At 46.1% G+C, this 12,776-nt stretch carries 14 protein-coding genes; 8 read left to right on the top strand and 6 right to left on the bottom strand.

What is annotated here, in order from left to right; all coding sequences use genetic code 11:
* Window positions 1-39 precede the first annotated feature (39 nt).
* Window positions 40-255 (bottom strand): small acid-soluble spore protein Tlp, encoded by a 216-nt coding sequence (gene tlp / locus LRL21_RS13830; RefSeq protein ID WP_240416361.1) that lies wholly within the window; start codon window positions 253-255, stop codon window positions 40-42.
* A 222-nt stretch (window positions 256-477) separates the two neighbouring features.
* Here tlp and LRL21_RS13825 point away from each other — a divergent pair, with 222 nt between their 5' ends.
* The gene (locus tag LRL21_RS13825; RefSeq protein ID WP_240416360.1) at window positions 478-1,095 is read left to right on the top strand and encodes a DNA-3-methyladenine glycosylase family protein; all 618 of its coding nucleotides are present in this window, start codon (window positions 478-480) and stop codon (window positions 1,093-1,095) included.
* Window positions 1,096-1,114: 19 nt separating this feature from the next.
* Window positions 1,115-1,798 carry a DNA alkylation repair protein gene (locus LRL21_RS13820; RefSeq protein ID WP_240416359.1) on the top strand — a complete coding sequence of 228 codons (684 nt, stop codon included), beginning with the start codon at window positions 1,115-1,117 and terminating at the stop codon, window positions 1,796-1,798.
* A 34-nt stretch (window positions 1,799-1,832) separates the two neighbouring features.
* On the opposite strand, the gene LRL21_RS13815 is transcribed toward LRL21_RS13820, so the two are convergent.
* From LRL21_RS13815 to LRL21_RS13795, 5 genes are all read right to left on the bottom strand, one after another.
* The gene (locus tag LRL21_RS13815; protein ID WP_240416358.1) at window positions 1,833-2,651 is read right to left on the bottom strand and encodes an SPL family radical SAM protein; all 819 of its coding nucleotides are present in this window, start codon (window positions 2,649-2,651) and stop codon (window positions 1,833-1,835) included.
* An 18-nt stretch (window positions 2,652-2,669) separates the two neighbouring features.
* Complete coding sequence (locus LRL21_RS13810) at window positions 2,670-3,383, bottom strand: 2OG-Fe(II) oxygenase (protein WP_240416357.1); 714 nt, start codon at window positions 3,381-3,383, stop codon at window positions 2,670-2,672.
* Window positions 3,376-3,924: a methylated-DNA--[protein]-cysteine S-methyltransferase gene (locus tag LRL21_RS13805; RefSeq protein ID WP_240416356.1), complete on the bottom strand. Its 549-nt coding sequence runs from the start codon at window positions 3,922-3,924 to the stop codon at window positions 3,376-3,378. The genes LRL21_RS13810 and LRL21_RS13805 overlap by 8 nt, the downstream gene beginning before the upstream one ends.
* Window positions 3,875-4,504, bottom strand: coding sequence for a bifunctional transcriptional activator/DNA repair enzyme AdaA (locus LRL21_RS13800; protein WP_240416455.1), 630 nt, complete (start codon window positions 4,502-4,504; stop codon window positions 3,875-3,877). The genes LRL21_RS13805 and LRL21_RS13800 overlap by 50 nt, the downstream gene beginning before the upstream one ends.
* 173 nt (window positions 4,505-4,677) lie before the next feature.
* A complete protein-coding gene (locus tag LRL21_RS13795; RefSeq protein ID WP_240416355.1) occupies window positions 4,678-5,646 on the bottom strand; it encodes a GntR family transcriptional regulator in 969 nt (322 codons plus the stop codon).
* 165 nt (window positions 5,647-5,811) lie between these two features.
* On the opposite strand from LRL21_RS13795, the gene LRL21_RS13790 reads away from it, so the two are divergent.
* The 6 genes from LRL21_RS13790 (at window position 5,812) to LRL21_RS13765 (ending at window position 12,708) form a co-directional block, all read left to right on the top strand.
* Complete coding sequence (locus LRL21_RS13790; protein ID WP_240416354.1) at window positions 5,812-6,330, top strand: HPP family protein; 519 nt, start codon at window positions 5,812-5,814, stop codon at window positions 6,328-6,330.
* Between the two features lie 491 nt (window positions 6,331-6,821).
* A complete protein-coding gene (locus LRL21_RS13785) occupies window positions 6,822-7,841 on the top strand; it encodes a YiiG family protein (RefSeq protein WP_240416353.1) in 1,020 nt (339 codons plus the stop codon).
* A gap of 31 nt (window positions 7,842-7,872) precedes the next feature.
* The gene (locus tag LRL21_RS13780; RefSeq protein ID WP_240416352.1) at window positions 7,873-8,892 is read left to right on the top strand and encodes a DUF3829 domain-containing protein; all 1,020 of its coding nucleotides are present in this window, start codon (window positions 7,873-7,875) and stop codon (window positions 8,890-8,892) included.
* A 449-nt stretch (window positions 8,893-9,341) separates the two neighbouring features.
* A complete protein-coding gene (locus tag LRL21_RS13775) occupies window positions 9,342-10,340 on the top strand; it encodes a hypothetical protein (RefSeq protein ID WP_240416351.1) in 999 nt (332 codons plus the stop codon).
* Window positions 10,341-10,514: 174 nt separating this feature from the next.
* On the top strand, window positions 10,515-11,204 hold the full coding sequence (locus LRL21_RS13770; RefSeq protein WP_240416350.1) for a response regulator transcription factor: 690 nt from the start codon (window positions 10,515-10,517) through the stop codon (window positions 11,202-11,204).
* Window positions 11,185-12,708, top strand: a complete 1,524-nt coding sequence (locus LRL21_RS13765) for a sensor histidine kinase (RefSeq protein ID WP_240416349.1) — start codon at window positions 11,185-11,187, stop codon at window positions 12,706-12,708. The genes LRL21_RS13770 and LRL21_RS13765 overlap by 20 nt, the downstream gene beginning before the upstream one ends.
* Window positions 12,709-12,776 lie beyond the last annotated feature (68 nt).

Below are 12,776 nucleotides of genomic sequence, written 5' to 3'. Positions count from 1 at the left end.
TGCCTGTGCTTTTGGATGCTGTTAGAAATGATGCTTGTTTTACTGTTGAGCCTCGTCTTCTTTTTCTGCTGCGAAACTTTGAATGCTTTGTTTGCGTCGATTATTTTTTTCTTCTATACTTTGCTTCTCATTTGCTGAAATCTCGTCTGCATGTTCATCCAGGTAATCCTCTGATTCCTGAATATTAGCTGCAGTCTGATCGATATGTTTTTGCAAGTGCTCCGCATTATCTGCGCGATTATCCGGCTTAGCCAAATTAATCCCTCCATTTGAATTATTACTGCCCATGTATATTGACCTAAAATGCAGGATTCTATACACATCAATATCAAATTCAGATGGGAATAACCACATATCATCAACTTCACGACGAACTTGAATTTCGTAATCTTGCTGTTATACTCGATGATCCTTACATATCGAGTCATGTGGGGTATATTAGTAAGTGTAAAGAATTGTATACCGGGGGAGAGCTGCTTGGGAACTGTTATAACGAAATATTTTGATTATGGACAAGAAGAAATTGATTACCTGCAGCGTGTGGACCCGACACTTGGAGCAGCAATGGCGCGTATGGGCAAGGTTGAACGTGTCATCATTCCCGATCTGTTTGCGGCCCTCGTCCATGCAATTGTCGGTCAGCTCATATCGGCTAAAGCAGTCCACACGATTTGGGAAAGAATGCAGAATCAATTTGGAGAAATTACTCCGCACCATATGGCGATTCAGACTGCCGATAATATCCAAAAATGCGGGATGACGATGAAAAAGGCCGTTTGTATCCAGGACATCGCGCAAACGATTGCACAGGGAGCCTTCAATTTGGAAGAGCTGTATGACTTGCCGGATACAGAAGTCATCAAGAAGCTGACGGTGTTAAAGGGAATCGGTAAATGGACTGCCGAAATGCTGCTTATCAATAGTATGGAACGCCGTGACATTGTCAGCTGGGGCGATATTGCGATACGCCGTGGTATGATGAAATTGTATGGCTTGGATTCTTTGAACAAAGAGCAATTTGAGCAGTTCAGCCTTCGCTATTCGCCTCTGGGCTCAGTGGCTTCCATCTACTTGTGGGCAATTTCTTTTGAATAGACAGAGGAGGAGGGTTAAGATGGAGACGACAATTAAGGAACAATTAATTGAATTAGCTGATGAGAAGTACCAAAAGTTTACTGCGGCATTGATCCCGAATATTAATAATATTTTGGGCGTACGGCTCCCGGAGCTGCGCAAGCTGGCCAAAATGATAGCAAAGAGCGATTGGCGAACCTATTTGGAGCAGGCTGATAATGAATATTTTGAAGAAGTTATGCTGCAGGGAATGGTCATTGGCTATGTACAAACGGATAGTGTCGAATTCCTGCGTTATGTGGCTGATTTTGTGCCGAAAATTGATAATTGGTCCGTATGCGACAGCTTTTGTATAGGGCTAAAGTTCACTTTGACAAATAAAGAAACCATGTGGGAGTTTGTTCAGCCTTATTTAGTGTCGAAGCAGGATTACGATATACGCTTTGCTGTGGTGATGCTGCTGGACTATTATATTGAAGAAGAATATATCAGTAGAGTTCTAGAGCGGTTGGACAGCATCAAGCATGAGGGCTACTATGTGAAAATGGCGGTTGCCTGGGCCTTATCGATTTGTTATGTGTTGCTCCCTGAGCCGACAATGATCTATCTGAAAAGCAACTCTCTGGATAAAATGACGTACAACAAAGCGCTGCAAAAAATTACAGAGTCCTACCGGGTAGATCAGGAAACCAAAAGGTTGATTCGCAGCATGAAGCGTAAATAAAATAGCAGCGTAATCATAAGCTCGTTCCTATATATTAAGGCTCGAAGCCCTTTTGGCTTATATAAATCTGATCCTCGGGAAAAACCTGCTTCAATCGATCATAGACAATTTGATAGGCTGCTGGGCCATACCATTCCTCCATACCGATTTGTTCATACTTGGCCTGAATGCCTAAATTCCGTGTTCGTTTTCCGCCGCTGCCGTCTCCCATAAAATAATCGTCCAGACAAACGCGATCTACCAATGGCTTCAGCAGCTGTGGAAATGCTTCACTGCTCGGCAGCATGGGAGCGATAGTGGCTTGTGTCGGTACGCCCGCGTCAGCCAATAGCTGAAGCGTCTTTAATCGGGCGGCAATAGGCGGCGCATCAGGAGAAAAATATTTACGGATATCCTCCAAATCCGTTTCTATGGTCATACTGACACGGACCTTCTCGCCAAGACGCAGCAAAAGATCTATATCTCTACGAACCAAGGGACTCCGAGTCTGCACAAACACAAAGTCGGGTGGATCACTGACCATGACCTCCAATAAGGATCGGGTTATTTGTTCTTTATGCTCAATGGGCTGATAAGGATCCGTACTCGATGACATGAAGATGGTGACCGGTCCTTTGTTTTTGGCTCTTACCAGCTCTTTTTGAAAAACATCAGCTGCCCCTTGCTTGATATCAACCCAAGTTCCCCACTTCGCGCCGCGAAAGGTAGAGACCGGCATTTGCCGAACGTAGCAGTAAGAGCAGCCAAAGGTACAGCCTGTATAGGGATTGAGCGAATGGCTATAGCCTGCAAGAAAACCAGTCCCTTTGTTCAGCAGCGTTTTTGGATGTTTGTATAAGTATTCGGTTGTCATAAGCAACCTCCAAACCTTTTATTTGGCATCATGAAAAATGATCCCCAGACTGTATCTGGTTCCTGATTTAATCGTGCTAACCCCGTGCCGCAGCGTGGTTCTATAATAACCTCGTGTTCCTGATACCGGACGATGCTGGGTGGGGAAAATCAGTGCTTCTCCCTGCTCCAGCGTGATGACGTGACCTCGGCTCTGTGCCCTTGGACGCTGCTCTACCAGTAGAAACTCCCCGCCTGTATAATCTTGTTCTCTTTGATTCAGGGCAAATACGGCTTGAAAGGGAAAGTACACACTCCCATACAAATCCTGATGCAGACAATTGTATCCACCTGCTTCATATTTCAAAATCAATGGGGTTGAACGGGTCTGCCCCTCTGCATGGCATCGATCCAAAAATTCCGTTAGCGTTGCCGGATAAACAGCCGTATCACCGAGCAGACCAAGCCAGCGATTGGCTGTTAGTGCAAGCTGCGGGTACAAGCTCTCACGCAGCTGCTGCAGCAAAGTGGGGAGCGGGGCAACGTAATATTTGTATTCCCCGATCCCAAAACGGTACCTGGCCATATCAATGGTGCTGCGAAAGTGGTCCTGAATCTCGTAGGTGTCGATAATTTCCTGACATTCCGATTGATGTAACAGTGCGGGAAGCTTGACATATCCGTACTCATCCAACGATTGCTGGTGTGTTTGCCAATCCAGACCTGCTGCGCGTTTAGCGAGATCATCAGGCATGCTGTAAGCCTTCTTCAGCCCGCATACCATCCTGCTCCAATTGCAGCAGCCTCGTTTTCATGTCCATACCTCCACGATATCCGGTTAAAGCCCCGCCTTTACCGATTACGCGGTGACACGGAACGGTAATCAGCACGGGATTGGCGCCAATCGCAGCGCCGACTGCGCGGACTGCGGCAGGTCTTTGGATCTGCTGAGCAATATCCGAATACGATTTGGTTTGTCCGTAAGGAATACTGCAGAGCGCATCCCAGACAGCCATTTGAAATGGCGTACCACGATAATCGCGGGGCATCGCAAAGCTTTTGCGTGCTCCGTTCAAATATTCGATGAGCTCTTCTACATAAGGCAGCAGCCTCTCATCATCACGAATTAATGTGCTTCCCGGAAAACGAGCGTGGGCCCAAACCGATAATTCTTCAAAGGGATGATTCTGTGAGCCAACAAAACATAGACCTTCAGACGTAGCTGCAATGTGCATGCTCCAATCCTCATGTGTGATTATCGTCCAATAGAGTGGTGAATTCGTGCTGTTTGCCATTTTCAAATGCCTCCTTCATGTTATGTTGCTGCAATTGGCGGTAGCTTGCCGGAGTATGACCGGTTTTCTTTTTGAACAGTGTAATAAAGTACGGCGTATTGGACAGGCCGACGTCCACGCCGACTTCACCAACGGGCTTATTCGAAGAAATCAGCTTCTCCTTGGCTTGATTTATCCGCACTTGCTGGATGTATTCAACGGGCGTTATCCCCTTGACTTTCTTGAATGTTCGATGCATATGGTAGGGACTGCCGTGACAGATAACAGCCAAAATTTCCAGCGATAAGGCTTCAGCATAGTTTGTATCGATGTATTCGGTCACCAGAGCGACCCATTCGTCATCAGGCAAGCGCTGGCCGGTTGGTTTGCATCGTTTGCAGGGTCGAAATTTAGCGGACACCGCTTGCTGGGAAGTTCGAAAATAACCGACATTTTGTTTATTAGGTGGTCTGGACTTGCAGGAAGGCCGGCAAAAAATGCCTGTCGTTGTTACCGCGTAAAAAAATTGGCCGTCATAAGACGCATCGTTGGTAAGGATCGCTTGCCACATTTCCTCTGTTAATGCTTCCGGGTTGGACATCGTTACGGGATCGTTGCCGCTGCGGGAAGACAGCTCCGCATTCTGCTGTATAGGCTTCATCAAGTTGGTTCACCTCCATACACACAGTATAACCCCAAAAAGGAACGTTTGTACGTTTTACGGAATGTAACAGCAAGATAACGAAATTTATATAAAATTACATAGTTGGCTAGTTATTTGGTTAATTGAAAAAAATCGATGAGCAGCGTTTCACTGCTTTTTTCCAGCAGCATGGGAAATCGTCTTACCTTATCTGGTGCCAACTCTCTAACCTTGCTGTATACGGCGGCAGAAGCATAGGTGCGCTCTGAGTTCTCCAGGCACGCAAGCAGCTGTGCATGATCATGAATGCCAACAGCGTAGGGTGTAATGGAATGAAGTCCCGCTTCATGAACGCGCTTGGCCATCCATTGGCCTCCGGCTTTGCCAAGGCAAACAAAAGTAACAGGACTACCCTCTGCTAATCGTGCAATTTCGAGAAATGCAGAGGTTTCGACCTGGGCCCCAATGACACACAGCTTGACTTCCTTTCCAGTGAGCAGTCGTTTGACCTGATCGTGATGGTTGAGAGTCGTTACGACCATAGCCGAAAACTCCAGCGCATCCGTAAGAATGGTATCAGATGATTCGATATCCTCCAGAAAGATGGTTTTCACCTCGGCTCCTGTTACCCGTCTGATCTCATTGCTGTAAAAAGGATGGTCATGCTCCTTACACTCAACAAACAGGAGTCTCCTGGTTGTAGTCTGTTCCGGTACCTGCATTAATCCGTAAGCAAGGGAGGCCGTAAAAAACGCTTCAGTGTTGATCGATTTGAGCCGTATCTCTTCGATTGTCCGCTCAAGCAATTCATGCATGAGCATTCTGCTGCGCCGCAGCTCGTCTGTCTGTGGATTATCCAGCACAAGCGTGCCGCGGCCTTTGTGCATCGAAACGATTCCTTCCTCCTGGAGATGATGATAGACCCAATTAATCGTATTTCGATTGAGTCCAAGCTGAGCAGCGAGCACATTAGTCGAGGGCAGCAGCTCTCCGGGGGAAATATGACCGATGCCAATTAACCATTTGAGCTGTTCTTTTACCTGTATGTTCGCTTCCAACGCCACAGTCGGGTCGATTGTTAATTTTATAGGATAATCCACGTATACAACCCCGTTTCACCAAAATCCATTAATTTGACACTACACAACCGATCATTTTTTTTCAACCTCTTATTGACAATCTTATCATAAATCAAGTATTTTAGATACTAAAGTTACATAGTTAAATGGTTATTTGATAATTCGATGGAAGCTGAGGTTATGGAGATGGAAAGCTTACGGATTTTTTTGCGAAAAATGAAGGGGGAGGGCCATTCGCCACTTGTTATTCATATACGTAACGTCATAATGGGATTTGTCGGGGGGAGCTTGACGATAGCAGCTCTGGCATGGTTAACAGATATGAATGCTGGTCTTTGGATCATGGCACCCTTTGGTGCGAGCTGTGTTCTCGCATTCGGTCTGTGGGATTCACCATTGTCGCAGCCGAGAAATATTATCGGAGGACATCTTATCTCCACGGTGACAGGACTAACGGTCAACCAATTTTTGGGACACGGTGTTATGGCTATGGCATTGGGCGTTGGCTTGGCTATCAGTCTGATGATGCTTACACGAACCACACATCCTCCAGCGGGTGCTGATCCACTTGTGGTCATGATGAGTGGTAGCGCTTGGTCATTTATTGTCTCACCCGTGCTGGTCGGTTCGATTGTGATCGTCTTGATCGCGCTCATCGTGAATAACCTGAGCCGACAACGGGCCTATCCTAGATTCTGGTGGTAGAGCTGCTGCTTAATGAGAAGCCGCCACTTTTCCAGTTGGGCGCAGGACTGTTCATTTTGCTGGGGGTGTGGATATTCATACGCTATGGCAAGGAAACAAGTCGAGCATAAAGCTTGGGATCGAACATGCGCTGATGAAGAAATAACAGATAACTTCCGGTAAATTAATGCTGGAGGTTATTTGTGTGGTGTGAAATAAGAACTATTTTTTAGGGACTTACTGGAAAAGATCGTTGCCCACGCATATCGAAGCGATGAATAACAGGGTGGAAACAAAAAGCGCAATCGGTTACAGGCAGATGCTTACATAAAATGGTCAAAATAAAATAGGAAAAAGGTCCTTAATTTGGATAAACGATAGCAAAAGTTGAATGGTTGACAAAATTAAACAAAAAAAAATATGATAGGGCCTACGTGTTTAGACGGGCCGGAAATGGCTGCTATCATGGAAAACTATTCGGGTCGAAATATGAGGGTTGGAGGCAGCTGGTTTTGAGAAAAAAGTTAATGGTATTATCGATGTGTGTACTACTAGCCATTGTATTAAGCTCTTGCGGTGGCAAGCTCATGAAAGGTGTCAAAGAGGCAGCGGGTTCCATGAGCACAGCAAATGAGGTCAATGATACGGAAAAATATAATGCGTACATAGCTTTAAGCAACTATATAACCCAATGGCTGGATACTATGTTCACCAGTTATTTCAAAGAGTTTGGCGTGGACGAGGAAATCGTCATCAAGAAAAATTTTAATGGATTTAACACCTTTCCCGTTCTCAAAGGACACCAGGATGACTTGGATAAAGCAGTAAATTATGCCTCCCAAAAGCCTGCGTATCCAGCCACCGATGATTCCGTTAAAGCACTGGCTCCCAAAATGAAGCAATTGCTGGTAACGATGGATGAAGCGCAAAGCTACTATAAGGCCAAATCTTACTCTGACGATCAATTTGCCAAGGGCAAAGAATTGCATCGCCAAATCGTGGCGCAGTATGGTGAATTCACTAACCTGGCTGATACGTTTTTTGCTGAATTTGTTGTTATTACTGCTCAAAAGAAGCAGGAGGATTTAGAGGCGTTAAAGAAAGATGATCGATTAATTCAATACCATGCGATGAGTATTGTGTTAAAATCCCAAGAAATTCAAAAGGCATTTTATACAGCCGACATTGACGACGACAATATATTGGATCTGGATGTAAATGTATACGTAGAGAAATACAATCAGCTAACCGAACATATTAACAAATTCATGGAATTTTCCAAAGATCAGGACAGAATTAAAAAGGAAAAAATATCCGTTACACCTGTATTCACGCTTAACTTGGAGCAAGTCAAGGTCGCGGCTACGGATTTGAAGGAGATCCTCGAAAAGAAGGATACGACGATCAACAGCACGACCAAAGGTAAAGTGACCACCGGAGGCAAGAAGGTTCCATTGAAGGAATACAGCAAAAAGGTTTCCAATTTAACCAGTTCTTACAATACGATGATCGGTCTTCAAACGACAAAGTGAGGAAGCTATGCTTAGAAAAAGTGTTTTTATAATGATGATGGGTATATTGTTATGTGCTCTTTTGACTTCCTGCGGCAAGCTCAAAACGGTATTCAATGCTGCATCGAGCCTGCAATCAGAGGAGAGGCCGGAGATTGCCGAGAAATCGACCAAGCAGCCAGCAGTAACACTTGAACAGAAATATGCGGCGTATACGAATTTGGATATGTTTTTGACAGGTAAGCTGCAGGAATCATTGGATGCCTACACGGCAAAGTTTGGCGAGGCCGACGTATTCAAGGTTAAGAAAAATGATAACCTCTATATGGGCATCCTTGTGGATACGATGAATAAAAAGGAGCTGGACGAAAGCTTCGACTATGCCTCCAGGCAGCCTGCTATGGATGAAGTGGACCAGACTGTCAAGGAATTGAATCCGAGGTTCAAGGCGCTTATCGCGACCTTGGAAGAAGCCAACACCTATTATAAGTTAAAATCATACGTCGATGATGATTTTGTGAAGGGCAGAAGCTTACATCAAACGATCCATGAACAAACCGCTCAAATGCTGCCGCAGCTCGATCAGTTCATAACAGTATTTGAAGCCAAGCGAGCTCAGAAAATGCTAGGTGATCTGGAAAGCTTCAAGCAAAAGGATTATAGGATCCGATTGTATGCGTTAAGCTTTATGTTAAAAGCCGGGGAGATACAAGACGAGCTCAACCGTCAAGGCATCACTTCAAACAATATGAAGGCATTAAATGAAGGCCCCATTAAAGACAAATACAGCTTACTGATCGCAGATATGAATCAATTTCTGGAATATGTAAAGGATACGGAACGGATCAAGAAGGAGGGGCTGAATACCAACTTTGCCCCTGTCGAGGTATATAAATCCAGGATCATACAGCTTAAGGCGTCAGCTACCGACTTATTGGCTAGAGCCGAGGAAGCCAGGAATGACTTGAGCTCATCCAAAAGCAAATTTACGAAGCAAAATAAAGACGGAACACCGGAAAATTACAGTAAGAAGCTAAAAGAGGCATGGTCCGATTATATGAAGATTAAGTAAATAATCCGAGATTTACTGCCCAGAAGACTACCATAAAAGGCTTTAATACCGCGACTGCTTCTCCATAAGTGGGAGGCGGTCGTTGTCTTTTTTCAGTAATCTTGTAGAATAGAAGCATTGTAGAATAGAAGCAAGAATAAGGTCAATCCACAGCAGAGATAGGATGAAACAGTTATGGCCAAACAGGCAAAGGTCAGTCACTATACGCCTGTGCTGGAGGCATATGGTGAAGAAGCGGACGGGTATTTACGCGTTGTACTCAGCGATAACTGATTTCCATGCAGGGTGTATATTCAGAACCATAATACAATGAGAAGACATGCAGCGATGCATGTTTTTTGCCAATTAAAAAATAGATGCGATGATGAGGTTTCTACCATCCTGCTGCCACATTAGCCCTTTATATTGAAGTTGTAAGAAACAATTTCAAAAAAAGAGGAGCGAATTCAATGAAAAAATCAATGATTAGTATAGGAGTCGTCAGCTCACTGGCCTTGACGATTTTCTGTGGGGCCGTTGTAGTAGCCAAGGATAATGCCGATAATGCGTCTGCACCACCACCACCGCGGCCTTCCGCTCATCATCAATTAGGTGATGCTCCTCCTAACAATGAGGCTCTACAAGCCTATCAGCAGCAGCTTGCGGGCCAATCCGAAGCGATTCTGAAAACCGCAGCAGATTTGGCTATAAATACGGACGGCTTGGAATTAAAGGACATCGTAAAAGCTATCGGCGACAAGGATCGAGAGAAAGTTCACGAGCTTGGACTGACACCGCCTCCACGTCCCAAAGATAAAGGTCACGCATCCAACAAACCCAATAATAAACCGGCTGAGCCTGGCAAGGAGAAGCCAGCCCCGCGACCAGAGCGTGGTGAAGCACCAGGAACACAGGGTCCAGCAGACCCGGCTGGCGGAAATAAGCCAGCTCCTGTAGTCGATGGCAGCAATCCTGAACATGCCGCGAATTCAGTCGTTATATCAGGGGGATTTAGTACAGATCCACAGGACAAAGGTAGACCGGTTGTACTTATAGCTGCGGCTCTTGGGGTTCCTACAGAGGTGTTCAGAGAAGCATTCAGCGGCGTGACGCCTGCTGGATTGGATAGGGGTCCAACTGACGATGAAGCTCAACGAAACAAGGCAGCTTTGCTTAAAGTGTTGGCCCCCTATGGGATCACCAATGAGCGATTGGATGAGGTATCCAACTATTATCGCTATAACGGTAGAAATGGCGGAACCTGGCCAAAGACTCAAGCGACGGCTGTGGTTAATGTAACAGACGGTGTTGTGACCGGTGTGACGATTACGAATCCGGGATCAGGCTATTCTTCAAACCCAACGATCACCGTAATGGGACCGAATGGTAAAATAACGGCAACCGCTGCACTATCGTACACCAAAGATTTCACAACAAATGGAAGTATTTCAGCTATCAGCCTTCAATAGTTATGCAATAAGAAAGCTTGGATATGGAATAAGGCTCTTGCCATCATGGATGACATGAACCTTATTCCATAATACCAATAAGCTGCGATTTATAGCTCTTGCAAGCGGCCTTTTGTGTTAAAATATTCAAAGACAGAGTTGCTTCTCGACTCTCACGGTAGAAGGGGTCCTGCTATGAAAACCATCATGATTGTGGAGGATGAGCCCGCTATTTCTCGGGTGCTGTCAGCTTATATAAAAAAGGCAGGTTACGATTGTGTCGTCTGCAGTCGGGGCGATGAGGCAGTCGAACAGCTTGGAACCGTTCAGCCAGTTCTGATCTTACTGGATGTGATGCTGCCGGGAATGAACGGATGGGAGGTGCTTAGCGAGGTGCGAAGCCGTAACGCTTGTCCTGTCATTATGCTAACGGCCAGAGGAGACATAGGTGATCGTCTTGCCGGGTTGAACAGCGGAGCCGACGATTATATGACGAAGCCGTTTGAGCCGGAAGAAGTCGTAGCCAGAATCCACGCTGTGCTGCGCAGGCCTTCACATGCCTTGATTGCAGAGGATCAGAAGCATTACGGCAGTCTGAGAATCCATTTCAAGTCTCGAACTGTTTATTTGAATGGAGTCAGCTTGTCACTGACACCCAAGGACCTGGCGGTGCTGCTTTTTCTGGCGGAGCATCCGAACCAAATCTTTAGTCGTGAGCAGCTTATCGAACGGGTATGGGGGATGGACTACGAGGGAAGCGACCGCGCGGTGGATCACGCCATCAAACGTCTGCGTCAGGCGCTGCTTCATATGCCTCCGGAGGAAGGTGAAATTCGAACATTGCGGGGAACGGGGTACCAGTTTTATGCCAACCAGACAACCTAAACGAAGCACGCTGCTCCGATACTGGACGCTGCGTTATGTTCTGACTTTATTTATCGGCTTGCTCATCATCGGAGTCGCATCGGTTTTGTGGCTTCAGCATGAAGCTCTGACCAGTCGATTGGACAATATTCAGAGCTTTTCACAGCAGGCAGCGGATTATGTTACAAGCGATAACGGGCAAATTGTCATACCCGAGCAGTTCTATAAATGGATTGATCTGAACCAAAGAAAATACAAGCTTCCCGGACAATTTGGTTTAACCGTATTCAACCAAACCGGCAGTGTATTGTTCTATAAATCTGCACCCATCGAAGCGGGACCGCCCGCTCAAGAAGGCGGGAATCCGCCGCCCCCACCCCCCATGCCTAATACGGGACAATCGGCTGTACCCTCAAACACCCCGAACAATATGCCAGGAGCTTCTGGAGCTGATCCGGCTTTTCCATCTCCACCGCCGCTTGCAGACCGGGTCATTGTGAGCCATATCGGCAATCAATATACCATTGTTGCCCCTATCTATGGTTCGAATAAGGTTATCGGGTCGATCGCTATTTCTTACGCCAAGATAGAGCTAACCGATATTAGCCAGCAGTATGGATTGATCACCTCTCTGCTTCTCATATCAGGACTGCTCGGCTGGCTCATCCTTTATTTGCTGCTGCGTAAATTATCGCAGCCGATATATGCGGTTGTGAATGCGTTTAAACAAATCCAATCGGGTAATTACACGTTGATGCTGCAGGACAACGTCAAGGAACAGGAGATTCACGAGCTCCTGGTCTATTTCAATGCTATGGCTGCAAGGCTGGAGCAATTGGAGCATTTGCGCACCGAGCTGCTGGCTGGGGTAACTCATGAGCTGAGAACACCGGTTACCTCGATAAGAGGCTTATTGCGTGCAATTCAGGATCATGTCGTAACCGCAGACGAGGCGGACGAATTTCTGGATATTTCGCTACAAGAAACGCAGCGGCTGGAACGGATGGTATCGGATTTGCTGGATTTCAATGCTTTTGCATCCGGTCATGTACGCAATCAATCGGAAGCGATTGATCTGGGCAAGCTGTTGGGGGAAATCGTATATCAATGGAGCTTGATCCACCAAGAAGACGATCTGGAAATACGGTTCGATATATCCGATCGTGAGTTGATTTCCCTTGGTGATGCAGGACGTATTCAGCAAATTATTGTTAATCTGCTAAATAACAGCTGGCAAGCAGCCAAAGGGCATTGTATCATTTCGGTCTCCTTACATGAATATTCGAGCACGATGTATGAGGTTCAGGTAGCGGATAACGGTTCTGGCATCCCGGCCGACGAGCAAGTCAACATTTATGAACGGTACTACCGAGGATCTAACAAAAAGCTTGCCGTACGCGGTTTGGGCCTAGGGCTTACGATAAGCCAGATGCTGGCGAATGCGATGGACGGTAAGCTGATCCTCAAGGACAGCTCATCGCAGGGAACGACGTTTCAGCTTCTGCTTCCCCGGGCTTCAGAATAAATAAGGGGCTGTCTCCAGCTTGTTCTGAAGACAGCCCCTGCCATACAAGTAAGAGTTCAAAAAGTCGC

The organism is Paenibacillus periandrae (genome assembly GCF_022458865.1).
Taxonomy (GTDB): domain Bacteria; phylum Bacillota; class Bacilli; order Paenibacillales; family NBRC-103111; genus Paenibacillus_S; species Paenibacillus_S periandrae.
This window is presented reverse-complemented; position numbering and strand designations above follow the sequence as displayed.

Coding starts and splice junctions, on each gene's coding strand:
- LRL21_RS13775 (WP_240416351.1), top strand. CDS start 9,342: ATGAAAAAATCAATGATTAGTATAGGAGTCGTCAGCTCACTGGCCTTG.
- LRL21_RS13810 (WP_240416357.1), bottom strand. CDS start 3,383: ATGCCTGATGATCTCGCTAAACGCGCAGCAGGTCTGGATTGGCAAACA.
- LRL21_RS13780 (WP_240416352.1), top strand. CDS start 7,873: ATGATGATGGGTATATTGTTATGTGCTCTTTTGACTTCCTGCGGCAAG.
- LRL21_RS13815 (WP_240416358.1), bottom strand. CDS start 2,651: ATGACAACCGAATACTTATACAAACATCCAAAAACGCTGCTGAACAAA.
- LRL21_RS13770 (WP_240416350.1), top strand. CDS start 10,515: ATGAAAACCATCATGATTGTGGAGGATGAGCCCGCTATTTCTCGGGTG.
- LRL21_RS13820 (WP_240416359.1), top strand. CDS start 1,115: ATGGAGACGACAATTAAGGAACAATTAATTGAATTAGCTGATGAGAAG.
- LRL21_RS13805 (WP_240416356.1), bottom strand. CDS start 3,924: ATGGCAAACAGCACGAATTCACCACTCTATTGGACGATAATCACACAT.
- LRL21_RS13765 (WP_240416349.1), top strand. CDS start 11,185: ATGCCAACCAGACAACCTAAACGAAGCACGCTGCTCCGATACTGGACG.
- LRL21_RS13790 (WP_240416354.1), top strand. CDS start 5,812: ATGGAAAGCTTACGGATTTTTTTGCGAAAAATGAAGGGGGAGGGCCAT.
- LRL21_RS13800 (WP_240416455.1), bottom strand. CDS start 4,504: ATGTCCAACCCGGAAGCATTAACAGAGGAAATGTGGCAAGCGATCCTT.